This window comes from Streptomyces sp. NBC_00620 (genome assembly GCF_026341825.1).
Lineage (GTDB): Bacteria > Actinomycetota > Actinomycetes > Streptomycetales > Streptomycetaceae > Streptomyces.
In genome coordinates, this window is sequence record NZ_JAPENY010000002.1 from 1119940 (window position 1) to 1146215 (window position 26276).

The 26276-nt window shown below is 70.0% G+C and carries 25 protein-coding genes and 7 tRNA genes; 21 read left to right on the forward strand and 11 right to left on the reverse strand.

The genetic code is table 11. The annotated features are described in order from the left end of the window. Window positions 1-6: 6 nt before the first annotated feature. Window positions 7-1317, reverse strand: coding sequence for a serine/threonine-protein kinase (locus OG246_RS24225; protein WP_266470881.1), 1311 nt, complete (start codon window positions 1315-1317; stop codon window positions 7-9). 196 nt (window positions 1318-1513) lie between these two features. Here OG246_RS24225 and OG246_RS24230 point away from each other — a divergent pair, with 196 nt between their 5' ends. From OG246_RS24230 to OG246_RS24245, 4 genes are all read left to right on the forward strand, one after another. Next, window positions 1514-1753 carry a hypothetical protein gene (locus OG246_RS24230; RefSeq protein ID WP_266467412.1) on the forward strand — a complete coding sequence of 80 codons (240 nt, stop codon included), beginning with the start codon at window positions 1514-1516 and terminating at the stop codon, window positions 1751-1753. A 244-nt stretch (window positions 1754-1997) separates the two neighbouring features. Continuing rightward, complete coding sequence (locus tag OG246_RS24235) at window positions 1998-2207, forward strand: hypothetical protein (RefSeq protein ID WP_266467415.1); 210 nt, start codon at window positions 1998-2000, stop codon at window positions 2205-2207. 270 nt (window positions 2208-2477) lie between these two features. Then, on the forward strand, window positions 2478-3413 hold the full coding sequence (locus OG246_RS24240) for a phosphotransferase family protein (protein ID WP_266467418.1): 936 nt from the start codon (window positions 2478-2480) through the stop codon (window positions 3411-3413). 73 nt (window positions 3414-3486) lie between these two features. After that, complete coding sequence (locus OG246_RS24245) at window positions 3487-3780, forward strand: zf-TFIIB domain-containing protein (protein ID WP_266467420.1); 294 nt, start codon at window positions 3487-3489, stop codon at window positions 3778-3780. A gap of 88 nt (window positions 3781-3868) precedes the next feature. Here the strand turns inward: OG246_RS24245 and OG246_RS24250 are convergent. The 5 genes from OG246_RS24250 to OG246_RS24270 form a co-directional block, all read right to left on the reverse strand. Next, window positions 3869-3943, reverse strand: a tRNA-Val gene (locus tag OG246_RS24250). A gap of 40 nt (window positions 3944-3983) precedes the next feature. Beyond that, window positions 3984-4055: transfer RNA gene (locus tag OG246_RS24255), tRNA-Val, on the reverse strand. Between the two features lie 34 nt (window positions 4056-4089). After that, window positions 4090-4161 (reverse strand) — tRNA-Val (locus OG246_RS24260). 1 nt (window position 4162) lies between these two features. Further along, window positions 4163-4236, reverse strand: a tRNA-Cys gene (locus OG246_RS24265). Between the two features lie 39 nt (window positions 4237-4275). Next, window positions 4276-4348, reverse strand: a tRNA-Gly gene (locus OG246_RS24270). Window positions 4349-4505: 157 nt separating this feature from the next. Here OG246_RS24270 and OG246_RS24275 point away from each other — a divergent pair. The 3 genes from OG246_RS24275 (at window position 4506) to OG246_RS24285 (ending at window position 7364) form a co-directional block, all read left to right on the forward strand. Beyond that, on the forward strand, window positions 4506-5543 hold the full coding sequence (locus tag OG246_RS24275) for a chorismate-binding protein (RefSeq protein ID WP_266467423.1): 1038 nt from the start codon (window positions 4506-4508) through the stop codon (window positions 5541-5543). A 116-nt stretch (window positions 5544-5659) separates the two neighbouring features. Continuing rightward, window positions 5660-6481 carry an aminotransferase class IV gene (locus OG246_RS24280; protein ID WP_266467426.1) on the forward strand — a complete coding sequence of 274 codons (822 nt, stop codon included), beginning with the start codon at window positions 5660-5662 and terminating at the stop codon, window positions 6479-6481. Window positions 6482-6542: 61 nt separating this feature from the next. After that, window positions 6543-7364 carry a GNAT family N-acetyltransferase gene (locus OG246_RS24285; RefSeq protein ID WP_266467429.1) on the forward strand — a complete coding sequence of 274 codons (822 nt, stop codon included), beginning with the start codon at window positions 6543-6545 and terminating at the stop codon, window positions 7362-7364. A gap of 40 nt (window positions 7365-7404) precedes the next feature. Here OG246_RS24285 and OG246_RS24290 read toward each other — a convergent pair whose 3' ends face one another. Beyond that, a complete protein-coding gene (locus OG246_RS24290) occupies window positions 7405-7926 on the reverse strand; it encodes a DsbA family protein (protein ID WP_266467433.1) in 522 nt (173 codons plus the stop codon). A 208-nt stretch (window positions 7927-8134) separates the two neighbouring features. Here OG246_RS24290 and OG246_RS24295 point away from each other — a divergent pair, with 208 nt between their 5' ends. Both OG246_RS24295 and OG246_RS24300 read left to right on the forward strand, forming a co-directional pair. Beyond that, window positions 8135-8578, forward strand: a complete 444-nt coding sequence (locus OG246_RS24295) for a hypothetical protein (protein ID WP_266467436.1) — start codon at window positions 8135-8137, stop codon at window positions 8576-8578. A 156-nt stretch (window positions 8579-8734) separates the two neighbouring features. Next, entirely contained in the window at window positions 8735-8887 is a 153-nt protein-coding gene (locus OG246_RS24300) for a hypothetical protein (RefSeq protein ID WP_266467439.1), read from the forward strand. 136 nt (window positions 8888-9023) lie between these two features. Here OG246_RS24300 and OG246_RS24305 read toward each other — a convergent pair whose 3' ends face one another. Then, entirely contained in the window at window positions 9024-9584 is a 561-nt protein-coding gene (locus OG246_RS24305) for a CGNR zinc finger domain-containing protein (protein ID WP_266467442.1), read from the reverse strand. Between the two features lie 272 nt (window positions 9585-9856). Beyond that, the gene (locus OG246_RS24310) at window positions 9857-10270 is read right to left on the reverse strand and encodes an SsgA family sporulation/cell division regulator (protein WP_003959770.1); all 414 of its coding nucleotides are present in this window, start codon (window positions 10268-10270) and stop codon (window positions 9857-9859) included. Between the two features lie 191 nt (window positions 10271-10461). Here OG246_RS24310 and OG246_RS24315 point away from each other — a divergent pair, with 191 nt between their 5' ends. The 7 genes from OG246_RS24315 to OG246_RS24345 all read left to right on the forward strand — a co-directional run bounded on the left by OG246_RS24315 (window position 10462) and on the right by OG246_RS24345 (window position 18332). Next, window positions 10462-10896 carry a TIGR02611 family protein gene (locus tag OG246_RS24315; protein ID WP_266467445.1) on the forward strand — a complete coding sequence of 145 codons (435 nt, stop codon included), beginning with the start codon at window positions 10462-10464 and terminating at the stop codon, window positions 10894-10896. A gap of 81 nt (window positions 10897-10977) precedes the next feature. Next, window positions 10978-11052, forward strand: a tRNA-Val gene (locus OG246_RS24320). Between the two features lie 709 nt (window positions 11053-11761). Further along, window positions 11762-13048 carry an ABC transporter substrate-binding protein gene (locus OG246_RS24325; protein ID WP_266467448.1) on the forward strand — a complete coding sequence of 429 codons (1287 nt, stop codon included), beginning with the start codon at window positions 11762-11764 and terminating at the stop codon, window positions 13046-13048. A gap of 11 nt (window positions 13049-13059) precedes the next feature. Next, window positions 13060-14016, forward strand: a complete 957-nt coding sequence (locus OG246_RS24330; protein ID WP_266467451.1) for a carbohydrate ABC transporter permease — start codon at window positions 13060-13062, stop codon at window positions 14014-14016. Continuing rightward, a complete protein-coding gene (locus OG246_RS24335; RefSeq protein WP_266467454.1) occupies window positions 14013-14912 on the forward strand; it encodes a carbohydrate ABC transporter permease in 900 nt (299 codons plus the stop codon). The genes OG246_RS24330 and OG246_RS24335 overlap by 4 nt, the downstream gene beginning before the upstream one ends. Further along, complete coding sequence (locus OG246_RS24340) at window positions 14912-15517, forward strand: hypothetical protein (protein WP_266467457.1); 606 nt, start codon at window positions 14912-14914, stop codon at window positions 15515-15517. Before OG246_RS24335 ends, OG246_RS24340 begins: the two co-directional genes overlap by 1 nt. Before the next feature lie 79 nt (window positions 15518-15596). Beyond that, entirely contained in the window at window positions 15597-18332 is a 2736-nt protein-coding gene (locus OG246_RS24345; RefSeq protein WP_266467460.1) for a Tat pathway signal sequence domain protein, read from the forward strand. Window positions 18333-18380: 48 nt separating this feature from the next. Here OG246_RS24345 and OG246_RS24350 read toward each other — a convergent pair whose 3' ends face one another. Beyond that, window positions 18381-20789, reverse strand: coding sequence for an SCO7613 C-terminal domain-containing membrane protein (locus tag OG246_RS24350; RefSeq protein WP_266467463.1), 2409 nt, complete (start codon window positions 20787-20789; stop codon window positions 18381-18383). 87 nt (window positions 20790-20876) lie between these two features. Here OG246_RS24350 and OG246_RS24355 point away from each other — a divergent pair, with 87 nt between their 5' ends. Beyond that, window positions 20877-21323: an SRPBCC family protein gene (locus tag OG246_RS24355; protein ID WP_266467466.1), complete on the forward strand. Its 447-nt coding sequence runs from the start codon at window positions 20877-20879 to the stop codon at window positions 21321-21323. 39 nt (window positions 21324-21362) lie between these two features. After that, window positions 21363-21434: transfer RNA gene (locus OG246_RS24360), tRNA-Val, on the forward strand. Window positions 21435-21497: 63 nt separating this feature from the next. Here the strand turns inward: OG246_RS24360 and OG246_RS24365 are convergent. Further along, window positions 21498-22223 carry a 3'-5' exonuclease gene (locus OG246_RS24365; protein WP_266467469.1) on the reverse strand — a complete coding sequence of 242 codons (726 nt, stop codon included), beginning with the start codon at window positions 22221-22223 and terminating at the stop codon, window positions 21498-21500. A gap of 170 nt (window positions 22224-22393) precedes the next feature. Between OG246_RS24365 and OG246_RS24370 the strand changes: the two genes are divergently transcribed. The 3 genes from OG246_RS24370 to thrS all read left to right on the forward strand — a co-directional run bounded on the left by OG246_RS24370 (window position 22394) and on the right by thrS (window position 26255). After that, window positions 22394-22960, forward strand: a complete 567-nt coding sequence (locus OG246_RS24370) for a DUF4365 domain-containing protein (RefSeq protein WP_266467472.1) — start codon at window positions 22394-22396, stop codon at window positions 22958-22960. Beyond that, on the forward strand, window positions 22957-24174 hold the full coding sequence (locus OG246_RS24375; protein WP_266467475.1) for a hypothetical protein: 1218 nt from the start codon (window positions 22957-22959) through the stop codon (window positions 24172-24174). The genes OG246_RS24370 and OG246_RS24375 overlap by 4 nt, the downstream gene beginning before the upstream one ends. A 101-nt stretch (window positions 24175-24275) precedes the next feature. Beyond that, window positions 24276-26255 carry a threonine--tRNA ligase gene (gene thrS / locus OG246_RS24380; protein WP_266467477.1) on the forward strand — a complete coding sequence of 660 codons (1980 nt, stop codon included), beginning with the start codon at window positions 24276-24278 and terminating at the stop codon, window positions 26253-26255. Window positions 26256-26276: the final 21 nt, after the last annotated feature.

Sequence of the window (26276 nt, forward strand, 5' to 3'; positions counted from 1 at the left end):
CTGGAGTCAGCCCCAGTACCGCTCGGCCATCGGATCCCCGTGAAGGGGCTCGTAGGACTGCGACTGCTGTACGACCTCGCGTACGCCACCGTCGTGACCGAGGCTTTGCGCCGGCCCCTGACACCCCTGCGCCGCCGCGATCCCCAGCGCCACCAGCAGCGTCACCACGACGAACACGAAGAGCCGCTGACGCAGCAGCCGCGGGTTGGCGGGCCGCCGACCGGTTCCGGTGGTCCGGGGCCCGGGCCGCCCGGTGCCGCTGCGGGGCGCGGGCCTGCTGCCGGTGCGGCCGGTGTTCCGCGGGGGAGCGGGGCGCGCCCCCGACCGTGCGCCGCCGCCGTTCGTCCCGCCCGTACGCGGCGAGGGAGTGCCCTGCGGACGCCGCTGGGTGCGCTGCTCGGTGTACCTCTCGGTGTACTGCTCGGCGAGCCGCCCCGTCGGCCGGTCGGGATCGGTACGCGGCGCGGGCGGACGGGCTTCGGCCAGCCCCTGTGCCTCGCGGGCGGCGATCTCCTTGAGCCGCAGCGACAGTTGGAGCGTGCTGGGCCGCTCCTCCGGGTCCTTCGCGAGGCAAGCCCGCACGAGGGGTGCCAGCGCGTCCGGAACGCCGTGCAGTTGGGGCTCCTCGTGCACCACCCGGTAGAGCATCACTTCGGAACTGCCGTGCCCGAAGGGGGAGTCCTGGGTCGCCGCGTACGCGAGGGTGGCGCCTAGCGCGAACACGTCCGTGGCCGGAGTGACGGTGGCCCCGCGCACCTGCTCGGGCGCGAGGAAGCCCGGCGACCCGACAGCCGTACCGACATGCGTGAGCGTGCTCGCCCCCGTCGCCCAGGCGATCCCGAAGTCGATGATCCGCGGCCCCTTCGGGGACAGCAGGATGTTGGAGGGCTTGAGATCCCGGTGTACGACACCGGCCTCGTGCACCGCGACGAGCCCCTCGGAGAGGGCGGCACCGACGGAGGCCACATCGGCGGCGGTCAGCGGCCCTTCCTCGGCGACCTTGTCGTGCAGGGAGGGCCCGGGAACGTACTGCGTGGCGAACCACGGCCGGTCCGCCTCCAGATCCGCCGCGACAAGCCGCGCCGTGCACCCGCCGCGAATCCGCCGCGCCGCAGAGACCTCGCGCGCGAACCGCGACCGGAACTCCTGATCCTCCGCCAGATCCGGCCGGATCACCTTCAGCGCGACCCGCTGCCCACGCCGGTCGGAGCCCAGGTAGACCACGCCCATACCACCCGCGCCGAGCCGTCTGTGAAGCCTGAACGAGCCGACGACACGCGGGTCCTCGCGCCTCAGGCGCATCATCGCCATGTCCATCCCCGCTGCCCGGTCCGTTTGACGAGCCACAGCTTACGTTTACGCGGCCGGTGGCGCGCAGAGGCCGCGCCCTCTCGGCCCGATCGATTGTCAGTGCCGGGTGGGAAACTTGAAAGGTGGTCAGGGAGCGTGTGAACAGTGCGGCTTTGGACCGACTGTGATCCCAACCACCCGTCGCAGAAGGGGGATTGAACCCGTGAAGGGTGACCGAGTGGAGATAGTCGTGGACGCCGGGGACACGACACGTACATACGAGGTGGTGGCCAGCAGGGCAGGCCGCAGGGTGGAGACGGCGGTACGCCGAGGTGTCGTAGAAGTGAGCGAAGTCACCCGAAGCGGATCAGTGGTCCGCACCGCCCGCTTCATGGCGACCCGGGTCCTGGCGCTGGTGGAGCAGCCGGTACCCAGGGAGGACAGCTCGGAACAGCCGGGATAGCAGGCACAGACCGGGCACCCCCTCCGGGAAGACCCTGAGACCTAGGACCTCGTCTCCACCCAGGGGAGTACTCCGCAGGTCATCGGTCATCCTCCGGGAGGCCCGCCAATCGGTACGAGGGCATGACGACCCATCGGCGCCGCGCACCTAGATTTGAGGTCAAGCGGCGGGTGCAGCACTCGTCCCCCGAGGTCAGACACCCGCCGCTGCCAACCACAACAGAAGCTCGGTCAGGAGAGGGACCATGGCCCACACGGCACCGCGGACGGCGATCCGCACGCAAGGACGCAAGGCATACGCCGCGGCGTTCGGCACCCGCCGCCAGGGTCAGCGCCACCCATTGGTGGCGACAGCAATGGTCCTCCCCCTGGCGGCCCTGCTCGTAGTCGTCTTCGGCGGCTGGGAAGCAGTGGTCACACAAGCGTCGTCCGTGGGCGTGATGCTGGGGCGCTGAGCGGCGCCCCAGGCCCGGAAGAGCGGTCCGGGCGGGGACATCCGGCCATGAAACCCCGTGGGGACGGGGGTGCGGCGGACGGCAAAAAATGCCCGCGCAGCTGGGGAGCTGCGCGGGCGTTTTTGTGCCGTCTTTTGCGCCTAAACCGGCGCCGCTTTCGCGGACCAAATTGCTCGCCGTAGTGGTTCCTCAATTGATGGTTGCGGTTCAGGGCCCTTCGGTGCGTGCGTACGCTCGTGAGGAACCGATCGCATCCCAGGGGGATCCCGCGTGACCGCAGATGTGCTGACCGCGCTGACCGCCAAGGTGCGGGTCGCGGCCCACGCGGAGGGGGTGTGCGCGCATCCCGACACGGTGCTCGCCGACAGGCAGGACGGCACCGTCGTCCGGCACGGTGACACCGTCGCCAAGGCGCACGCACCCGGTACGGACCCGGCGGAGCTCCTCCGTCGCCTGGCGGTCGCCGCGCACCCCGCCCTCACCGGTACCCTCCTCGCCCCGCTGCGCCCGGTCCCCGTCGACCTGCACGGACGCCTGGTGACCTTCTGGCCGTACGGCACGCCCGTCGACCCGGAGAATCCCGAGGCGGCCCCGTGGGAGGCCGCCGCCACCCTGCTGGCCCGGCTGCACCGGGCGCCCGTGCCGGGCGGGCTGCCGCCCATGCGAGGCCCCGCCAAGGCGGCCCGCGCGATCGACCGGCTCCGGGCGGCGGGCCCGCACACGGCCGCAGCCCCGGTCCTGCGTGCCTGGGCAGCCCTCCCGGCCTGGGCCCGCGCGGAAGCCCCCATGCCGGCCACGGCGACCCTCTGTCACGGCGACCTCCACCTCGGCCAGCTCGTACGCCACCCCGCGACGACCGGCCGCTGGCTCCTCATCGACGTCGACGACCTGGGCGTGGGCGTCCCGGCCTGGGACCTGGCCCGCCCGGCCGCCTGGTACGCCTGCGGCCTGCTCCCGCCCGACGACTGGACCCGCTTCCTGACCGCCTACCGGCACGCGGGCGGTCCGGCCGTCCCCGCCCACGGCGACCCCTGGCCCGCCCTGGACGTCGCGGCCCGCGCCCTCACCGTGCAGACGGCCGCCCTGGCGATCGCCAAGTCCGCCGCGGAGGGCCGCCCGTTGGACGAGGTGGAGCAGGCCGTGATCGACGCCTGCGACCGAATGAGCGGCGCCCCGCCCGAGTTGGCGCACGATTTCGCCAAGTAGGGTGCAACCGACCGAAGCCGGGCAGAGTCTGTCCTGGCGGAAGCAGTACCGACGGCGAGGAGTTGAGCCGAGCATGCAGTGTCCGAAGTGCCATGCGCCGATGCACACGTACAACCGCAACGGCGTCCAGATCGAGCAGTGCAGCGGTTGCCGCGGGATATTTCTCGACTACGGCGAGCTGGAGTCGCTGACCCGCATGGAGTCGCAGTGGTCGCAGCCCGCGCCGCCGCCCCCGGCCGCCCCGTACCAGGGCGCACCCGCACCCGCCTGGGGCGCCCCGCAGCACGGCGGTCACGGAGGCCACGGCGGACACTACGGCGGCCACCACCGTCAGAAGAGCTTCGGCCGCATGCTCTTCTCGTCCTGACATTCCCGAAGTCCCGGGACTCCATGGGTCCCGGGACCCCCGGACACGACGAAGCCCCCGACCGTACGAGACGGCCGGGGGCTTCGGCTGGTGCGCGATACTGGGATTGAACCAGTGACCTCTTCCGTGTCAGGGAAGCGCTCTCCCGCTGAGCTAATCGCGCAGGTCACGCGGCCTGAGCCACGCCTACTGCTGGTGCTGCGTGCGCGATACTGGGATTGAACCAGTGACCTCTTCCGTGTCAGGGAAGCGCTCTCCCGCTGAGCTAATCGCGCGGGGATCCTTACGGACCGAGTCCTTGCGGACCAGTGGACGATACTGGGATTGAACCAGTGACCTCTTCCGTGTCAGGGAAGCGCTCTCCCGCTGAGCTAATCGTCCTTGGAGGTGGAGACGGGATTTGAACCCGTGTAGACGGCTTTGCAGGCCGTTGCCTCGCCTCTCGGCCACTCCACCAGGAGTGCGGGGGTTCGGGAAGATCCCCCACTTCCTGCGAGCGGACGACCAGGTTCGAACTGGCGACCTCAACCTTGGCAAGGTTGCGCTCTACCAACTGAGCTACGTCCGCTTGTCGTTTCCGATCGGCTCACGCGTCCCGGCGACGTGTTGAACTCTAGCGGATTCCGGGGCCAGCACAAAAACGCGTTTGTGCAGCGTGCTGCGGTACGTCCACTCCAAGGACACGGTCGGGGCACCCGCAGGTCACCCGCCCTAGACTCGACTGCGTGCTCGACCTCCCTCCCCTCGCCCGCTTCGGTGGACTCGTCGCGACCGGTCTCCTCGATGTGACCTGCGACCCCTCCGCCCTGGACTCCACCGGCTTCTGGGCGGTCTCCGCCGACTTCGAGGGACGCCTCGTCTGCGCCCGCTTCCGCGACATACGCAAGGAACCCGTACCCGCACCGGTCCCCGGACAGTGGCAGGGACCCGCGACCGGCGACTGGACGTCATCACTCGACCACGCCGCGTACACCGCAGGCGTACGCCGCATCCGCGCGCACATAGCAGCCGGCGAGGTCTACCAGGCCAACCTCTGCCGCATCCTGTCCGCACCCATCGCCCCCGACGCCGATGTCGACGCCCTCACCGCCCTCCTCGCCCGCGGCAACCCGGCACCGTACGCCGGAACGATCCGCCTGCCCGCCCACGGCGTCGAAACAGCCACAGCCTCCCCCGAACTCTTCCTGCGCCGCGACGGCCGGACCGTCGAATCCGGCCCCATCAAGGGCACCGGACGCACCGAGGCCGACCTCCTGGACAAGGACTACGCCGAGAACGTGATGATCGTGGACCTGGTCCGCAACGACCTCGGCAAGGTCTGCGCCATCGGCAGTGTGACCGTCCCCGACCTGTGCGCGGTCGAGAAACACCCGGGGCTGGTCCACCTCGTCTCCACCGTCCACGGCGAACTCCGCGAGGACGCGGGCTGGCCCGAACTCCTCGCCGCCGCCTTCCCGCCCGGCTCCGTCACCGGCGCCCCCAAGACCAGCGCCCTGCACATCATCGACGCCCTGGAGACGGCACCCCGCGGCCCCTACTGCGGAGCCATCGGCTGGGTCGACGCCGACCACCACACCGCGGAACTCGCCGTCGGCATCCGCACCTTCTGGACCGACCGGCAGGCAGGAATGCTGCGGTTCGGCACCGGCGCCGGCATCACCTGGGGCTCCGACCCCGACGGAGAATGGCGCGAGACCGAACTCAAGGCCGCCAGACTGCTCGCGGTAGCGTCGGGGGTGTACGAGGCAGGTGGGGGACCCTGACGTGCTGTGTCCACCCGGGGCGCCGCATCCGACAGCGGCTCCGCCGCGGGCCGGATCCCCGGCCGGACCATCACGTCGAACGACGGACCCGGCACTTACGCGCGAGGTGAAATTCAGTGAAGCTCTGGCTCGACGGCGGGCTGCAGGACATCGAGGCCGCCCGCGTCTCCGTATTCGACCACGGACTCACCGTGGGCGACGGCATCTTCGAGACCGTGAAGGCGGTCGACGGGCGGCCGTTCGCGCTGACCCGCCACCTCGACCGGCTGGCCCGCTCGGCGCGCGGCCTCGGGCTGCCCGAGCCCGACCTCGACGAGGTGCGCCGCGCCTGCGCCGCCGTCCTGGACGCCAACCCGATGCCGCTCGGCCGGCTGCGGATCACGTACACCGGCGGCCACGGCCCGCTCGGCTCCGACCGCGGTGAACACGGCCCGACCCTGGTCGTCGCCCTCGGCGCGTCCGGCCGGCGCCCCGACTCCACCGCCGTGATCACCGTCCCCTGGACCCGCAACGAGCGCGGCGCCCTGACGGGCCTCAAGACCACCTCGTACGCCGAGAACGTCGTCGCCCTGGCCCGCGCGCGCGAACACGGCGCGTCCGAGGCGTTGTTCGCCAACACGGTGGGGCAACTGTGCGAGGGCACGGGGTCCAACGTCTTCGTCGTCCTCGACGGTGAGATCCACACTCCGCCGGTCGCCTCCGGCTGCCTCGCCGGCATCACCTGCGCGCTCGCCGTCGAGTGGACCGGCGCCAAGGAGACCGATCTGCCGCTGGACGTCCTGGAATCCGCCGAGGAGGTCTTCCTGACCTCCACGCTGCGGGATGTGCAGGCCGTGCACCGGGTCGACTCCCGCGAACTCCCGGGTGCGCCGGGCCCCGTGACCGCCAAGGCGATGCGGGTCTTCGACGAGCGGGCTGGGAACGACCTCGACCCATAAAGCCGATAAAGCCGAATTAATTCGGCTGACCTGGGACTGCGCAGCGGGTAGAACACCTTTGATGACCACCACTCTGCGGCCGACCGAGCCGCTCCAGCATGCCGCCGACGGGACGCGTTCGCGCCGCTACCAAGTGTGTGTGAACAGCCGTCCGGTGGGCGAGATACACCTCGCGACGCATGCCGTGTTCGGGCCGTCCGTCGCCCAGATCCGCCGGCTGCGCATCGAGGAGCCGGACCGGCGGCGGGGGCGGGGCACAGTGGCCGCGCTCGCCGCGGAGGAGGTGGCGCGCGGCTGGGGTTGTGAGCGGATCGAGACGGCGGTTCCCGCGGACTCCGCGGCCGGGCTCCGGCTCACCAACGCGCTCGGTTTCGTCACGCGCAACCGCAGCATGGAGAAGGCACTCGGTGAGACCCCGCCCGAACTGCCCGCAGGGAGCCGCGGCCGCCCCATGACGCAGGCCGAGTACCAGGCCTGGGACCGGCAGGGCAGGGAGCATTACGCGCAGTCGTGGATCAGCCGTGGAGTGCCGGAGGCGGAGGCGTACGCCAAGTCGCAGCGGGACCACGATCATTTGCTGCCACAAGGGCTCGCCACCGAGAACGTGCTCCTCAGCGTCCTGGAACACGAAGGCAGCCGGGTCGGGGATCTTTGGCTGGGAGAGCGCGACGGAAGCGCCTTCGTCTACAACGTCGAGGCTCACGCGGCGCATCGTGGCAAAGGGCACGGCCGTACGCTCATGCTCCTGGCCGAGGCCCAGGCGGCGGCCGCCGGGAGGAGCCGCATCGCTCTCAATGTCTTCGCGGGCAATACCCCGGCCGAGCGCCTCTACGAGTCGCTCGGCTACGAGACGACGATGTACCACCTCTACAAGAACCTGTAGTACGGGGTGGTGAGCGGCGGTACGAGGCCCGTTGCGGGAGTTACGCCTCCTGCTCGGCCAGCAGCCGGTCCGCGATCTCCTCGATGCGTTCACGCAGGCCTTCCTGGCTCTTGCTGCCGTCGAGGAGTTCACCGTCGATGACGTACGTCGGGGTGCCTGTCACGCCGATGGCCTTGCCCTCGGCCTGGTCGGCGTCGACGATCAGGATGTGCCGGCCGTCGATCAGGGCCGTGTCGAACTCCTCGGCGTCCAGGCCGAGTTCACGGGCGGCCTCGATCAGGAAGGGCTCTCCCTTGCGGTTCAGGTCCTCGACGCGGCCGAGCACCGCTTCGATGTACGGCCATGCCTGCCCCTGCTCCGCCGCCTCCTCCGCGGCCTGCGCGGCGGCGAAGGCGTGCTTGTGCTTCTCCAGCGGGAAGTGCCGCAGCCGCAGCTCCAGACGGTCGCCGTAGCGGGCACGCAGCGCACGCAGGTCGTCGAGGGCGGTGCGGCAGTCGGCGCACTCGAGTTCGCACCAGACGTCCAGGACGGCGGCCGGACGTGCGGATGAGGAGTCGTTCATGGACACCAGTCTCCCAGCCCCGGCGCGGGCGACCCAACCGGGACCGACGACGTGCGCCGTCTCCGTGGGCCGACCGGGACCTGGGGAGGACGCCGACCCCGATTTGTCCCTGAGGTCCGCCCAGGGCATGGCATACCGGGCGTCGGGCGGTGCAGGATGGAAGGGACGAACCGACCCTGCCCGACCCAAGCCCTGCCTGGAGGACCGGATGATTGCCGAGACCGTCTGTTCCGCCGTCTCCGCGGCCGGCCTGGGTATCGCCGCGGTCACGGCCTACCGCAAGCGGTTCCTCGCGGCCGCGCGCATCGCCGCCTATTCGCTCGTGCCGGTGGGCCTGGTGATGACCGGGGTCGTCGGCTGGCTGGCCGACACCGCGTTCAGTCCGACCGTGTGGGCGGGCTTCGTCGTGCTCGGCGGTGCCTGGCTGCTGTTCATGACCACGAGGGCCGTGGAGCGGCGCGGCGGCGGGACCCGCAAGGAACGCAAGGCGGCACGGACCGCACAGCGCGAGGCGGTGGCCCCCGCGGCGTCGGCGCCCTCACTGGGCCCGGCCGTCCGCCCCGCCGCCCGGCCGGCGGCGGCACCTCGTGCCACCGGCTCCGGGGAAGACTTCAGCGACATCGAGGCCATCCTGAAGAAGCACGGCATATGACCGGGATATGACCGACTGAAACGACACAGAGACCTCACGGAGCGCGCCTAACCGATCACGTTCGAGCGCCCTCGTCACGGGATCCGGCGAACTCCCGTATTTTCTGGGCGTGTTGATCGCCCAAGAGGTGTCCGCTGCGCCATCATCGCCCGCGAGATGCTGGACACAACACAGAGCGACACCGCCGCCCCGTCACAGGAGCGGCGTGGTTGTCTCTTCGCGCTCTCCCAGCCACCGCTGATGATCTTCCTAGCGGTGATCGGCTGTCTCCTGCTCATGGCTTCGCTGCACGACCTGCTGCTGCTCTGAGCCGTACACGGAGCCCCTGGCGTCACCCGCTGAGGGCTCCGTCAACCCGCCATTCCTTGCGCCGGGCCGAAGTCGAACGGGCACGCCCGCGTCCCCGCCGACGACTCCCGCGACGCCTCGGGAGCCGATACGCCCGTCAGCCCGCAGCTTCCTTGCGGCGTGCGCGGTACGCGGCCACGTGGAGGCGGTTTCCGCAGGTGCGGCTGTCGCAGTAGCGGCGGGACCGGTTGCGGGACAGGTCGACGAAGGCGCGCCGGCAGTCGGGGGCCTCGCAGCGGCGGAGCCTCTCCTGCTCCCCGGCCACCACGAAGAAGGCCAGCGCCATCCCGCAGTCGGCGGCGAGATGGTCGGCGACCGAGGCGCCCGGCGCGAAGTAGTGCACGTGCCAGTCGTAGCCGTCGTGATCGGTGAGCCGGGGCGTGGTGCCCGCGGTGGCGACCAGCTCGTTGATCAGAGCGGCGGCGATCCGCGGATCACCGGTGGCGAAGACCCCGGCGAACTTGGCGCGAACCTTGTGCACGGCCGCGAGATCGTACTCGGACAGCTCGCCGACATCGCTGATCTCGTGCTTTCGTACGAAATCGGCGAGGGAGGCGATATCCGCGAGCCCGTCGTCCGTCGTGTGGTCCTCCGGCGCGGTGTTCACCAGATCCACCACGGCGTCGAGGGCACACCGCGTGTCGTGGGTGATCAGCACGATTAGCTCCCTGGCCTGGGGGTCGGGCTGGCGCTCGCCCGATGCTGGCCGATGGTAGTGGCTTCGCGGCGCGGGGGAGCGGGGCCTGTCTCGCCGGGGCATGGCCACGGGCGCCGGTGCGCGGTACCTGGGAGCTGTCTTGCCGGGCGCGCGCACCGGCGCCGCCCCCGCGGAACTTCCGCGGTGACGGCGCCGGTGTACGCCCTATTCGGTTGTCTAGGCCCGAGCCGTCTCCCCGAGTGGACGGCGCCGGGCGGCTCTGAGGTGACTCGTCAGCTCTCGGCCAGGATGTGTGAGAGCTCCGTGTCGAGATCGAAGTGCCGGTGTTCCGTGCCTGGGGGCACGGCGGCGTCCGTTCGCTTCAGGAACGACTCGAGGGCCCGCGCCGGGGCCTCGAGCAGGGCTTCGCCCTCCGGGGAGCTCAGGGCGATGCATACGACGCCCTGACCGTGGCTCCGGGACGGCCAGACTCGGACGTCGCCGGTACCGGTGGGCCGGTGCAGGCCCTCGGCCAGGAGGTCGCGGGCGAACACCCACTCGACGGTTTCCTCGGCTCCGGTGTGGAAGGTGGCGTGCACGGCGTAGGGATCGGCCGTGTCATACCGCAGTCCTGCGGGAACAGGCAGTGAGGACTCGCTCGACACAACGAGGCGCAGGTGCAGCTCGCAGCTGACCGTGGTGTTCATAAGCGCCAGGGCCTTTCGCTCAGTGTGCGCTCGGGGATTCGCACGTCGGCGAAATCGACATGCCACCTACGGTGCCGTTGTAAACCCCTCTGAGTGTTTTGCGTGCCTTTACGTAACTCATCCGGCCGAGAGCTCGTTCGCCGGATAGGACCATTCCGGTGACTGGTTTCTCTCGGGTAGGGTTTGGCCGTATGAATACGGGGAGTGACGAGCCGGGCGAGATCGCCACGGCTGATGACGGAACGAAGGCCGAGCGAGCGCTTGGTTCGCGGGCACCGCATTTCATCAAGGCGCGTCGCGCGCTGCACCTGCCCTGGCAGGTGGGCGTTTTCATCGTGGGTCTCGCGGTGGTCGGCGCGGGCGTGGTCATGCTTCCGCTGCCGGGGCCCGGCTGGCTGGTGATCTTCGGCGGCATGGCGATCTGGGCGACCGAGTTCGTCTGGGCGCAGCTCGTGCTCCGCTGGACGAAGCGCAAGGTCACCGAGGCGACGCAGCGTGCTCTCGACCCCAAGGTGCGTCGACGCAACATCATCCTCACGTCGATCGGGCTCGTGATCATCGTGGGCCTCGGTGCCGTCTACGTCTGGAAGTTCGGCTTCGAGATGCCCTGGAACATCAAGGAGTGACGGTGTGCTCCCGGGGCCTGTGATGGCCCCTCGGCAGGTCGGAGCCACCCCCTGACATGGGGTAATGTTCTCCCTGCGCCCGGGCGATTAGCTCAGCGGGAGAGCGCTTCGTTCACACCGAAGAGGTCACTGGTTCGATCCCAGTATCGCCCACCACCGCGTTAGGCGGCCCAGCTCCACGGAAGACGTGGACCGGGTCGCCTTCGTCGTTTCCGCCCGGCTGAGCGGCCGTGGTGCTGCCTGCCGGTACGAGGGGCGGCGGCCGAGAAGGGGCGCCGGAATCGACGGTGGCCGCGATACGCGCAGGGCGCGCCTTGCCGCCCTTGATCTCGGCGGTCACTGGGCTGTCGTGAGCTGTGGCCGACCGGGCCGCACGCCCGCCGGCAGCGGCCCGACACCGCGTGCCACTCCACGGTCGGACCGACCTCTGATCAGCCCATACCGAGTTCGGGCCACCCTCTGATCGCGCAGCCCTCCCGGTCGATCCACGGCGGCCGAGCCACCCTCAGGCCCAGCCCGGCCCCGCCCCGCCATGCTCCCGAGAGTCACCGCCCGTCACCCCTCAAGCTCGGTTCCCCCACCCCGCCCAACCCCCCAACCCCCGTCTGTTTTCAGCCCCACTCGCAACTCGCCCGACCCCCCGAATCCCGTTCGGCGGGTCGGTCGCACCCACCCGACCTGCACACTCGCGGACGCGACCCGGGGTCAACTCCCAGTTCGCGCCGCCGCGCAGGCGGACCGCCGCACATCAATTCCTGTCCGAATCATTGACGTGCCCGAAAGCCCTCCGTACCTTGTGCCAGCAAGCGCTTACTTGAAACGATTCATGCGGCAGGCGGCGGTGACGTCGCGGGGAGGCCCGACTGTGGGAAACAACGGGAGTGTTGAGAGGCGTACGGTCCTCAAGGCGGCCGGAGCTTCGCTGGCCACGCTGGGACTGGCGGCGGCGACGGGGTGCGGTGGGGGGAGCGGTTCCGGGGACGGGACCGTCACGATCCGGTACGCCTGGTGGGGTGCCGACGAGCGGGCGAAGCGGATCAACCAGTCCATCGCGCTCTTCGAGAAGAAGTACCCGAAGATCAAGGTGAAGACGGACTTCCAGGACTACGTGGCCTTTTGGGAGAAGTTCCAGACCCAGGCCGCTGGTGGAAATCCGCCGGACGTATTCCAGAACGCGGTGGGATTTCTTCGGAAGTACGACAAGAGAAGTGTGCTGCTCGACCTCAAGCCCCAAGTGGAAGCGGGCAATTTGAGCCTGGAGAACTTCCGGGCCGGAGTCGAAAAGGTCGGCGAGGTCGACGGAAAGATTCTCGGAGTACCCGTCGGATCCAACACCATGTCACTTGTCATCGACGAGAAGGTATTTGAGAAGGCCGGCATCAAGGCCGAACAGGGCTGGACGTGGGACGAGTATTTCGCCGCACTCAAGAAGATCCATGACTCGCAGAAGGTGGCGGGTGACACCGGCTACTTCGGCATCATGTATCTCTACGACCTCTACCTCCGGCAGAACGGGAAGGCCTTCTTCACCGCGGACGGACTCGGCTTCGACGAGGCCGATCTGACGGAGTGGTGGACGGACGCGTACAACCGCGTCAAGGCCGGGATCATCACCGACCCGAAGCGGGTCGAGCAGGACAAGCCGAAGTCCTCGCTCTCGGCCGCCCACGGCGCCTCCGAGTTCACCTGGGACAACTTCACGGTGCGTTACACCGCGGAGGGCGACAGCACGTACGGCCTCGCGCCGATCCCCACGACCGACGGCAAGCAGACCGGTCAGTACCTCGCCTCGCTCATGCTGAGCGCCTCCGCGCGCACCCAGCACCCCAAGGAAGTCGCCCAGTTCATCAACTTCATGGTCCACGACCCCGAGGTCGGCAAGATCATGGGTTACGACCGCGGCATCCTCGCCACCACCGAGCAGTTCGAGGCGTTCACGCCGGCCGACGCCCCCAGCAAGGCGATCGCGCAGTACGAGGAGGATGTCGCCGCGGCCGGAGTCCTCGGCACCATCACCCCGCACCCGGCCGGCGCGGACACCGCAGAGGCGGCCTTCCTGCGTATCGCCGGTGACATGTCGCAGGGCACGACCAAGGTCGCCGACGCGGTGAAGCAGTTCTTCTCCGAGGCGAAGACCGCCCTCGCCGCCTGATGGGAACCGCAGTGACGCTCGTCAAGGACTCTCCGCCCGACGCCCAGGAGATACACCCCGCGGCCCCCGCCGACCGAAAGCGGCGGGGGCGCCGGGAGAATCTCGCCGGCTATCTCTTCATGTCCCCCTGGATCGCGGGCTTCCTGCTGCTGACCGCGGGGCCGATGGCCGCCTCGTTCTACTTCGCGTTCACCGATTACAACCTCTTCAATTCACCGCGGTGGATCGGCTTCGACAACTTCACCAAGATGTTCGAGGACCCCCGGTGGCAGAAGTCGGTCGAGGTGACGGCCAAGTACGTCGTCATCGGCACGCCGCTGAAGCTGCTCCTCGCGCTGGGAGTCGCCCTGCTGCTCGCGCAGAGCAGGCGCGGCCAGGCCTTCTACCGGGCCGCCTTCTACGCCCCTTCGCTGATCGGAGCGAGCGTCTCCGTCGGCTTCGTGTGGCGCGCGCTCTTCTCGGACGACGCCATCGTCGACCGTACGCAGTCGTTCTTCGGCTTCCACACCGGCGGCTGGGTCGGCGATCCGGACTGGGTGCTCTACAGCCTGGTCGCGCTCACCGTGTGGCAGTTCGGGGCGCCCATGGTGATCTTCCTGGCCGGGCTCAAGCAGGTGCCGAAGGAGCTGTACGAGGCTGCCGAGGTGGACGGCGCCGGGCCGCTGCGGCGGTTCTGGAACATCACGCTGCCGATGATCTCGCCGGTGCTCTTCTTCAACGTGCTCCTGGAGACCATCCACTCCTTCCAGATCTTCGGCTCGGCGTACGTCGTCTCCAACGCCACCTGCGGACCGGCCGACGCCACGCTCGTCTACACCTGCTACCTGTACCAAAAGGGTTTCAGGGAGTCCCAGATGGGCTTCGCCTCCGCGATGGCCTGGATGCTGCTGCTCGCCGTGGCGCTGGTGACGGCCGTCCTCTTCTGGTCGCAGAAGCGGTGGGTGCACTACGAGGAGGACGCCCGATGAGCACCACCCTGCGCAAGCCCGTGGAACTCGGCCCGGCGGTGGCCGGACGGCCCCCCAGCGGCCGCAAGCGCTCCGGTTCCCTCGCCTGGCACCTCGGCGCCCTGGCCGTCCTCGCCGTCGTCCTCTACCCCGTCATCTGGGTCATCGGCGCCTCGTTCAAGCCCAGCCGCGAGATCATCGGCAGCCTCGACCTGTTCCCGACCAGCCCCATCCTCGGCAACTTCAAGGGGCTCGCCGACGGCATCGCGGACATCTCGATCGCCACCTTCTTCCAGAACTCCCTCTTCTACGCGCTCGGTTCCGTCGTCGGCATCGTCATCTCCTGCTCGTTGACGGCGTACGCCTTCGCCAAGATCAGGTTCGCCGGGCGGAACCTGATGTTCTCGATCATGATCGGCACGCTTCTGCTGCCGTACCACGTGCTGCTCATTCCGCAGTACGTGATGTTCCAGAAGATGGAGCTGATCAACACCTATGTGCCGCTGCTGATCGGCAAGTACCTGGCCACCGAGGCGTTCTTCGTCTTCCTGATGGTGCAGTTCATGCGGAACCTGCCGCGTGAGCTGGACGAGGCGGCCCGGCTCGACGGGTGCGGGCATCTGCGGATCTACTGGTCGATCGTGCTGCCGCTGTGCCGGCCCGCGCTCATCACCAGCGCGATCTTCACCTTCATCAACGCCTGGAACGACTTCATGGGCCCGCTGATCTACCTCAACGAACCCAGCAAGTACACCGTCTCGCTGGGGATGATGATGTTCCGCGACCAGGAGGGTGTCGCCAACTACGGCGGCATGATCGCGATGTCGCTGGTCGCGCTGCTGCCTGTGCTGCTGTTCTTCCTCGCCTTCCAGCGGTACCTGATCGACGGTATGGCGACGTCGGGGCTGAAGGGCTGATGGCCGGCAGCCAGGCACGCGCCAAGGAACGCAGGAAACCTCGGGAGTCCGCGTTCGCCGAGCGGTTCGCCGTCTTCGCCGAGTGTCTGCTCACCGGGGTTTGGATCGCGGTGGCCTCGCTGCCGCTGGTCACCTACCCCGCCGCGTTCGCCGCGGGTGCGCGGCATCTGCGGCGGCGTACGGCCCATGAGGCCGGTGGCTGGCGGGAGTTCACGGCCGACTTCCGGGCGGCCGTCCGGGGCGGCTGGATCGCCGGGGTCGCCGGCTGGGCCGCGGCCGCCGCGGTCTGGGTGGACGTCCAGGCCGTGCGCGCCGGGATCCCCGGTGGCCCGCTGGTCGGGGCCGTCGGACTCTTCGCGCTGATCGGACTCGCCGTCGCCGGGCTGCGCGCGGCGGCGGCCTGGGAACCCGGGGCGTCCTGGCGCGTGCTGCTCGCGGACGCCGGGCGTCGTACGGTCCTCGACCCGGCCGGGTCGTTCCTGCTCGTCGGCGGACTGGTCGTGGTGGCCTGTTCCGCCTGGCTCATCGCACCACTGGCGGTCCCCGTCCTGGGGGCCGTCGCGGCGGCGGCCGTCGCCGTCGAGGAGCGCCACCGCCTCCGGTGAGCCCTTCGCAGGTCGGCGCCCTGGGCGTCGTACCTCTGTCTGTCATGCCCCTGACTTCCCCGCACGGAAAGGAAAGGCCATGTCTCCCATTCCCCGCAGGTCTCTGCTCAAGGCGGCCGCCGTCGCCGGAGCCGCCGCGCAGTTCAGCTGGGCGCTGGGAAGTGCGAACGCCCAGGCCGCGCCGAGAGCGGAGGCCGCCGACGCGGACCCCGTCACCCTGGACTGGCTGGAGGACGGCGGCCTCGGCGCCGCCCCCGGCTCCACCGTCGGCGTGCCCTGGCCGAAGGGCGCGTACGCACAGGACCAGACCTTCGCGCTCACGGACGCCGACGGCAAGGCCGTGCCCGTGCAGTCCTGGCCGATCGCGTACTGGCCGGACGGCTCCCTCAAGTGGACCGCCCACGCGGTCAGTTCAGGATCGGGGAAGCTCAGCCTCGCCGCGGGCGAGCCGGCCGCCCCCGACAAGTCGGTCACCGTCGACAAGAGCGGCGGCACCATCGACATATCGACCGGGGTCATCACGGCGAAGATCGGCAAGAGCGGCTCCACGCTCGTCAAGTCCGTCACCCGCGGGACCACCGAGATCGCCAAGAACGGCCGACTCGTGCTCATCCGCCAGCCCGAGATCGAGGACGAGGACCAGGGCGCGGAGAAGTTCGAACGCTTCGAGAGCGCCATCTCCGAGGTCGAGGTCGAACAGGAGGGCCCGGTCCGTGCCGTCGTCCGCATCGACGGCAAGCACCGCAAGGGCAGCCGGAGTTGGCTCCCCTTCTCGGTCCGACTGTACTTCTACGCGGGCGCCGAGTCGTTCCGCATGGTGCACACCATCACCTTCGACGGGACGCAGGAGCCCGGCAAGGCGAGCGGCGACTTCATCCGCGGCCTCGGTGTCCGCTTCACCGTGCCGATGCGCGACGCCTCGTACGACCGGCACATCCGCATCGGCGGTGACGGCACCGGTCTGCTGCGGGAAGCGGTGAAGGGCATCACCGGGCTGCGGCGCGATCCGGGCGCGGCGGTCCAGGCGGCCCAGTTCGCGGGGGAGAAGCTGCCCGATCCGTCGACCTGGGACCAGCGGGTCACCACCCGGCTCCAGTACATCCCCGAGTGGGGCGACTACACGCTCTCGCAGCTCTCCGCCGACGGCTTCGGCCTGCGCAAGCGCACGAAGAAGGGGTACGGCTGGATCCCCGCGGGCGGTGGCAAGCGAGCGTCCGGTTTCGGATACGTCGGCGGGCCCAGCGGCGGATTCTCCTTCGGCCTGCGGGACTTCTGGGAGAAGCATCCGGCGCAGCTCGACATCCGCGACGCCCACACCGACGAGGCCGAGGTCACCCTCTGGCTCTGGTCGCCCGAGGCGCAACCCATGGACCTGCGCTTCTACCACGACGGCATGGGCCAGGACACGTTCGCCGAGCAGCTCGAAGGCCTCAACATCACCTACGAGGACTACGAGCCGGGCTTCGGCACCCCGTACGGCATCGCCCGCACCTCCGAACTCCTCTTCTGGGCCAACGAGTCGACGCCCACGCCTGAGTCGCTCGCCGAACAGGTAGAAGCAGTACGGGTGTTGCCGCAACTCGCCGCCCCGCCCGCGCATCTCGTCAAGGCCAAGGTGTTCGGCGGCCTCTTCTCCGAGCCCGACCGCTCCACCACCGCCAAGGCGAAGATCGAGGACCACCTCGACTTCCTCTTCACCTATTACAAGGATCAGGTGGAGATGCGCCGTTGGTACGGCTTCTGGGACTACGGCGACATCATGCACTCGTACGACCCGGTCAGGCACCAGTGGCGGTACGACGTCGGCGGCTACGCCTGGGACAACTCCGAGCTCTCGCCCGACCTCTGGCTCTGGTTCGCCTATCTCCGCTCCGGCCGCGCGGACATCTTCCGCTTCGCCGAGGCGATGACCCGGCACACCGGCGAGGTCGACGTCTACCACCTGGGCCAATGGGCGGGCCTGGGCACCCGGCACGGCATACAGCACTACGCCGACAGCGCCAAACAGCAGCGCATCGCCAACACCACGTACCGGCGCTACTACTACTTCCTCACCGCCGATGAACGCGTCGGCGACCTCATGCACGCCAACGTCGACTCCGACGAGACCTTCCTCGTCCTCGACCCGATCCGCAAGATCCGCACCGAGCCGTACACGCCCGACCGGCACGCTCTGTCGATCGGCTTCGGCACGGACTGGAGCGGGCTCGTGTCGGCGTGGCTGACGGAGTGGGAGCGCAAGGGCCCCAAGTGGGAGAAGGCCAAGGCGCGGGTGCTGTCGACGATGGAGACGATCGCCGCCCAGCCCAACGGGTTCGTGCAGGGCAGCGGGCTGTACGACCTCGACACGGGGAAGTTCGCGATCGCCGCCGCGCCCGTGGTGGGCGTCTCGCACCTGTCCGCGGTGTTCGGACTCAACGAGCTGTGCGCCGAGCTCATCGACCTGGTGGAGGTGCCCAAGTTCAAGGACGCGTACCTCGACTACTGCCGCTACTTCAACGCGACGAAGGCCGAACAAGCTGCCCGGTACGGCTCCAACTTCGGCACCCTGCTGCTGTTCCAGGGCCACTCACGTCTCGACGCCTACGCGGCCGTCCAGACCGGCGACGCGAAACTCGCCACGCGCGCGTGGGACAAGTTCTACAACTCCGACGGCTACAAGGAGTCCGCGCCCTGGAGCACGGAGAAGCTGAGCGGCCCGGTCACGCTGGTGCCGGGCAGCGAAGCCAACTGGGTCTACACGAACGACACCGCGCTGTACGGCCTCGCCGCCATCGAGAACCTGGCACTTCTCGGCGACAGGATGCCTTCGTGACGGCCGCCTGAGCGGTCGCGGGGACGTGCCTCACTTCCCCGCGACCGCTCAGTCCATCCTTCCCAGCACCTCCCGCACCCGCCGCGCATCCCGGATCCGCTGCTCGTACGTCGCGCCCAGCGCGAGCAGCAGCAGACCGGCGAGTGCGGGAGGCGCCCAGCGGGGGAGCGCGCCGGCCACCTGCGCGATGTACGGGGCGAGTTCGTGCAGCGCGTCAAGGGTGAGCACCGTGCCGCCCAGCACCAGCGGCGCCTGGAGGCGGTGCCGGGCGCCCACGAGGGTGACGGCGAGTGCTGCGGCGCCGAGCAGCAGCGGGCGCAGCCAGTGCGCGTCGCCCCATGCCGCGAAGAGGCTCGGCAGGAGCGTGACGGAGATGCCCGGGCCGTACGCCGTCCACGACGAGACCTGCGTGTCCTTTCGGCGCCTGAGTACCCCGACGAGGAGTGCCGGGACGGTCACCGGAAGGGTGTACGCCTCCGGGGAACCGATGTCCCAGGACGCCAGGCGGACCCAGGTGGCCAGCACGAACAGCACGGCGGCCGCGTAGCCGACGGGGCGCCGGTCCTCCCGTACGGCCGTGCCCGCGGCGATCACTCCGCAGAGGGCCAGGACCAGGGCCAACATCGGCGGATCGGTGACCGCGAGCCCGACGGCGAGCAGCGCGGCGGCGGCTCCCGTCACCTCGACGGACAAGGCCGTCGGGGAGGCGTCGAGGCGGGCCGCGAGCAGTGCGGCGGCGACGGGCACCACGAGGACGAGCAGCGCGGTGTGCTGCGGCTGCCAGCCGAGGGACGCTCCGACGGCGCAGGTCAGGGCAGTCGCGTGGACGAGGGCGGCCGGTGCCGCGATCGGGCCGAGGTGCGGTCGCCACGCGGCGGCCGCGAACAGGACGGTCAGCGTGGCCAGCACGCTCAGAGTCGCCGGCTCGGAAGCCAGGGCGAGGAAGGCGAGGCTGAGGGCGGTGAGGAGGGAGAGGACGAGCGATGCCAAGGCGGGCGCGGGAAGCGCCGGCGTCGGGGCCCTCGAAGCCCGAAATGCGTACGCCACGAGAGCCGCAGCCACCAGGGCCTGCGCGAACAGGCCTGCCGCATAGGGGAGTTCAAGGGTCGCGGGGAGGACGATCGCCGTCGCCCAGGCCAGCGTCAGCGCGCCGGTCAGGGCCCGGGGGCGCCAGGTCGTGCCGCGGACGGCCACCACGAGAACGGCGGCGACGAGGGCGAGTACGAGAGGTGCCGTGGCCGCGTTCGGGGGCCAGGGATTGCCGGTCGTCACCGCGTCGCGGGCATTCGCCGGGGAACCGGACCACGCGCTCCGGACCCAGTCGACCGGGCCCAGCAGGGCGACGGTGACCGCGGGCAGCGCCCACACCACCGCGAGGGCCTGTACGCAGCCGGACGCCCCGGCGAGACCGTGCCGCACCGGCTCGGGGAGGCGGATGCGCACCGCCGCCAACAGGGCGACACCGCACACCAGATAGCCCGGAACCGTCCAGACATCGGGCAGCGACGGGCGCAGGACGCCACCGACCGCGGCCACCGCGATCAGGCCGCCGGTCAGCGCGATGCCGGTGCCGACGCGCGGCCTCGGGGCCTGCCAGGCCGCCGTCAGCGCGATCGCCGCGGCGAAGAGGAGGAGCGCCGCCGCACGGGCGGCGGCGCTCGTGCCGGAGGCCGTCAGAGACAGCCAGCCGGCGGCAAAGGTGCCCCAGCCGCCCATGACGTACGCGCCCACGGTGGAGACGATTCGTACGGACTTCACGGGCGTCCGGAGCGCGAGGGCCGTGTCGAACGCGGCCGTCAGCAGCAGCGCGGCCGTCACGGTGTGGGCGCCCGCGTCGGCCGCACCCGCCCAGAGGAGCAGCGGCAGCTGAGCCGTCGCGGTCGCGACCGGCAGGGGCAGCCGCAGCGGGCTGCTCAAGGGCGCCCGGTCACCGGGCGACGTGCGCAGTGCGCCGAGCATGAGCCCGTACGCCGCCCACACCACGGCCAGTACCGCCGACGCCACGGCCGCGTACCCGAGGCCGTCCGAGTCCGGGAACGCGACCTCGTACAGCGCGTAGGCGTCAAGGACCGTCAGTGCGAGACCCAGCCCCGCCACCGACTCGGCGGTCGAGCGCAGGCTCCGCCCGAGCAGCGGCACGGGCGCGCCGAGCGCGGCCACTGTCACCGCACCCAGCACAAGGGCCCGTCCGGCGATCCCTAGGTGACCCCAGCTGACCAGCGTGAACGCGATCGCGGCGACGGTCAGCAGGATGCCGCCGAGGATCAGGAGCACGTTCTGGACGCTGGGAGCCGTGGTCTCGGGTCGGCGAACGGCGGGCCGGGGTGCGGGTACCGGGTACAGCGCGTGGAGCAGCCACGCGCGGCGGGCCAGCAACTGGGCCCGGCGTGCGTCGAGTTGCCGCAGCTCGGTGTCGAGGAACCGCAACTCCTCGGCCGGTGGCGGGATGTGGGTCATGCTGAGGAGTGTGGTCCCGGTCACGTTCTCCGGCATGAGTGCGCGTACTCAGGCGGTACTCAACTCCCTTGCGGGCACACTCCGTGCATGGACTGGAGCCATTACCGTTTCCGCAGCGTGTGGGACCTCCCCGCGCCGCCCACCGACGTGTACGTCGTCCTCGAGCAGGCCGAGGAGTACCCGCGCTGGTGGCCACAGGTGCGCGAGGTGACCCGCGTCGACGAGCGCAGCGGCGTCATCCGGATCCGCTCCACCCTGCCGTACGACATGACCTTCACCGGGCGTGAGGTGCGCCGCGACCCGGAGGGCGGCGTCCTGGAGATCTCGATGTCCGGCGACATCGACGGCTGGGCACGCTGGACGCTGACCGCCGACGGGCGGGGCACCCGGGCCCAGTACGACCAGGAGGCCGTGCTGAACAAGCGCCTGCTGCGGCGGTTCGCGGTGCCGGGGCGGCCCGTCTTCCGCGCCAATCACGCGCTGATGATGCGGGCGGGGCGGCGCGGACTCAGGGCATACCTGGAAGCGGTTTGAACGACACCCGCCGAGACCTGTATTGTTCGGTGCGTTCCCGGGCGATTAGCTCAGTGGGAGAGCGCTTCGTTCACACCGAAGAGGTCACTGGTTCGAACCCAGTATCGCCCACCCGGAGAAGGCCGGTCCGTCGCAGACGGACCGGTTTTTCTGTGTTCCTCTCCCTGCGGGCGCTCAGGCGGCCGCCTGCAGGTCCGGACGCAGCGGCCACGCCGGATCCACCGCCTCCTCCGAGCCACTGCGCGCGAACCACGCCTGCAGTCCACGCGCCTGTGCCGCGTGCCACACGGCCTGGAGCGTGTGCAGTTCGGCCGGGGAGAGCCGCTCCAGGCGGGCCGGGAAACGGCGCCCTACCGCCCGTACGACATCCATCGAGGCCAGCGCGTCGGCCGCCGCGTCGTGCGCGCCCTCCAGCACCACGCCGTAGTGCGCGCAGAGGTCGGTGAGCGTGCGGCGGCCCTTGCGATAGCGGTCCAGGTGCTTGTCGAGGACCCGGGGATCGAGCACGCGCAGCGGCTTCGTCTCGAACCAGTGGTCGAGCGTCGAAGCGCGATGACGGCGCAACTCCCGGTCCAGAAGCGTCAGATCGAAGGGAGCGTTCATCACCACGAGCGGGCGGCCCGCCGTGGCCTGTTCGGCCAGTTCCCTGGCTATCTCGTCCATCACAGGCGACGGCCAGCGGCCGTTGCGCTGCAGATGCTCATCCGTCAGTCCGTGAATCGCCGTCGCCCCCTCGGGCACCGGCACTCCCGGGTTCACCAGCCACCGGGTCACCCGCGGGCGGCTGCCCGGGGCGTCCTGGACGACGACAGCGGCCGACACTATCCGGTCGGTCTCGACGTCCACGCCCGTGGTCTCCGTGTCGAACGCGGCCAAGGGGCCCTCGTACCAGCACGTCATACGTACACAACTCCTCGTTCACCCACGGCAGCTGACGCGCCGTCTTCTGCCACTTTGGTGATACCCGGGCTGTTTGCGCCGTACGCCGGAAGGAGACAACAGAGGTACGGGTCTTCGCAGTTCAGCGGCCCGTCGCGGGGATACACCTGGTTTGGAAGGCTGTTGGACTCATGGCACTCGCGCAGCCCGAACGGGGCGGGCTGCTGCCCCAGCGCACAGCACCCCATAGAGGCTCACTCGCCACCACCGCCTGCATGGAGACACTGCAGGTGGGTTACTTGCACGCCGTCGCGGCGGCGGCGGGCTGCTCGCTGTCCCAGCCCTTTCCCGACAACGGCATCGACTGGCACGTCAGCCACAGCGCCCCCGGGCACACGGTCGACGACGAAGTCACCATCAAGGTGCAGCTCAAGTGCACGTACCAGATTCCGCCGAACCCGCCGGGCCCCGCCTTCTCCTTCACGCTCGACAACGCCCACCTGGAGAAGCTGGCCCGCACCCCGGTCTCGGTGCACAAAATACTGGTCGTGATGCTCGTGCCCAGATCGCAGGACGAGTGGCTGCGCGCCAGCCACGACCGCCTCGACCTGCGGCACTGCTGCTACTGGATCAACCTCGCCGGACAGGCCGTCACCGGCCGGCGCAGGACCACCGTCCGGATACCGACCGCGCGCATCTTCGACGACCGTGCGCTCTGCGAGATCATGACGCGGGTCGGGACGGGAGGAAAACCGTGACGCACCGCCCCATCGACGAAGTCCTACGCCCAGTGCGGCCGCACCCGGTCGAGGCCCTCTGGAACGAGCCGCCCGAGCCCGGCCAGGTCGACCCCGTCGTGCTCAGCGCGCTGCTCCACCGGCACGGCTGGCAGCGCCGCGGCGGAGCACCGGGACGGTACGGCCGGTGGACCCCACCCGGGCCCGGCGGCGGCGGTACGAGCCTGCTCGTACCGGAAAGCCGGGCCTTCCCCGACAGCGACGACCTGCTCGGCGAGGCACTTGTCGCGCTCTCCCGCAGCGCCTCGCCTTCCGCGCGCGACGTTCTGGTCGCGCTCGCCGTGCCCAGCGACGAGATCCGCTGGTGGCGCGACGTCCCGACCGGACCCGTGGGCGCCGCGCCCTGGACCGTCGAGGAACAACTGCGCGCCGCCGCCCGCCAGATGCTGCTGGCCGGGGCACTGGCCACGCGCGCGCGTGCGGGCTACTACGGAGCCCGCCACCGCAGGCCCGCCGTCGCCTCCCTGGAGAGCGTGCTCGTCGGCGCCGAGCCCGGCGGACGCCAGCTCACCGCCTTCGTGCCCGTCGCCACCGGGCGCCCCCTCGCCGTACGCCTGCACCAGGCGCTGTACGCCGCCCGCGAGGCCATCGACTACCAGCGGGCCACCGGCGGCATGGAAGCCTTCGACGCCGCCGTCGAGGCCGGTGTCAGCCGCGAACTCCTGGAAGCCCTGGTGGCCCTCGTCCGCGGCACCGAGGGCGCACGGATCGCCGTGGAGTGGGCGCCCGCCGCCGGTGTACCCGAGGGCTGCGCGGCGCCCCCCGAGCCCGTCGAGTTCTCGCCCGGAGACCTGCCCGTCCTGCGTGAGGCCGGGGCCCGCTTCCTGCGCGAGGAGCCGTCCGTGCCGGTGCGCCTCACCGGCGCTGTCGTGCGCATGCGCAGGTCGGGGCCGCGCGGCGAGGGCACCGTACGACTACGGGTCATCGCAGGAGCGGAGGTCCCGCACGTCCGGATGACGCTCGACGAGGAGTCGTACCGGATCGCGGGCCACGCCCATCTGGTCGGGCTGCCCGTGCGGGTGCACGGGCGGCTGGAGAGCCGGGGCGGTTTCCGCCGGCTCACGGACGCCTCCGGGGTCGCACCCGTACAGGTCGACGAGGCCGAGCGGGACCGCCTGATGAAGTCGCTCCAGGAGAACCTGGACTTCTTCGAGGAAGCGTGCAGCGGGGACTGACCGGAACCGTTTCGCGTAGGGGCCCCACGTCTCGGTACGATCGCTCTCGTATTACGTACGCAATAGAAGATGCGCGCGTGCCCTTCAGGTAGGAGAGACCGGTGTCAGACGTCCGTGTGATCATCCAACGCGATTCCGAGCGGGAAGAGCGAGTGGTGACGACGGGCACTACGGCCGCCGACCTCTTCGACGGCCAGCGCACCATCGTCGCGGCCCGCGTCGGCGGCGAACTCAAGGACCTCGCGTACGCCGTGCAGGACGGCGAGGAGGTCGAGCCCGTCGAGATCTCCTCCGAGGACGGTCTCAACATCCTGCGCCACTCCACCGCGCACGTCATGGCGCAGGCCGTGCAGGAGCTCTTCCCCGAGGCCAAGCTGGGCATCGGCCCGCCGGTCAAGGACGGCTTCTACTACGACTTCGATGTCGCCGAGCCGTTCACGCCGGAGGACGTCAAGCGCGTCGAGAAGAAGATGCAGGAGATCCAGAAGCGCGGGCAGAAGTTCTCGCGCCGGATCACCACCGACGACGCCGCCCGCGAGGAGCTGGCCGACGAGCCGTACAAGCTGGAGCTCATCGGCCTCAAGGGCAACGCCGCGCAGGCCGCCGAGGGCGCCGACGCGGAGGTCGGCGGCGGCGAGCTGACGATCTACGACAACCTCGATGCCAAGACCGGCGAGCTGTGCTGGAAGGACCTCTGCCGCGGTCCCCACCTGCCCACCACCCGGAACATCCCGGCGTTCAAGCTGATGCGCTCGGCCGCCGCGTACTGGCGGGGCAGCGAGAAGAACCCGCAGCTCCAGCGCATCTACGGCACCGCCTGGCCGTCGAAGGAAGAGCTGAAGGCGTACCTCGACTTCCTCGTCGAGGCCGAGAAGCGCGACCACCGCAAGCTCGGCGCCGAGCTGGACCTCTTCTCCATCCCGGAGGAGCTGGGCTCCGGCCTCGCGGTCTTCCACCCCAAGGGCGGCATCGTCCGCCGGGAGATGGAGACCTACTCGCGCAAGCGCCACGAGGACGCGGAGTACGAGTTCGTCAACACCCCGCACATCTCGAAGGAACAGCTCTTCGTGACCTCGGGGCACCTGCCGAACTACGCGGACGCCATGTTCCCGCCGCTGGAGTTCGACGGGCAGAACTACCGCCTGAAGGCGATGAACTGCCCCATGCACAACCTGATCTTCAAGGCACGCGGCCGCTCTTACCGCGAACTGCCGCTGCGGCTCTTCGAGTTCGGCACGGTGTACCGCTACGAGAAGTCGGGCGTCGTGCACGGCCTGACCCGCGCCCGCGGCTTCACGCAGGACGACTCGCACATCTACTGCACCAAGGAGCAGATGGCGAGCGAGCTGGACTCCCTGCTCACCTTCGTCCTCGACCTGCTGCGCGACTACGGCCTGAACGACTTCGAGCTGGAGCTCTCCACCCGCGACGACTCCCCGAAGTTCATCGGTGAGGAAGCGGAGTGGGAGGAGGCCACCAACGCGCTGCGCGAGGCGGCCGAGAAGCAGGGCCTCCCGCTGGTTCCCGACCCGGGCGGCGCCGCGTACTACGGCCCGAAGATCTCCGTACAGGCCAAGGACGCCATCGGCCGCTCCTGGCAGATGTCCACCATCCAGGTCGACTTCCAGCAGCCCAAGCGGTTCAACCTGGAGTACACGGCGGCGGACGGCTCCAAGCAGCAGCCGGTCATGATCCACCGCGCGCTGTTCGGCTCGATCGAGCGCTTCTTCGCGGTGCTCCTGGAGCACTACGCGGGCGCGTTCCCGGCCTGGCTGGCGCCCGTCCAGGCGATCGGCATCCCGATCGGCGACGCACACGTGCCGTACCTGGCGGACTTCGCCAAGAAGGCCAAGGCGGCCGGACTCCGCGTCGAGGTCGACGGATCCTCGGACCGCATGCAGAAGAAGATCCGCAACGCGCAGAAGCAGAAGGTGCCCTTCATGGTCATCGCGGGCGACGAGGACATGACGGCCGGCGCCGTCTCCTTCCGCTACCGCGACGGCTCGCAGGAGAACGGCATCCCGGTCGACGAGGCGATCGCCAAGATCGTGAAGGTCGTGGAGGAGCGCGCACAGGTCTGATGCGCGCATGAAAGGCCCCCG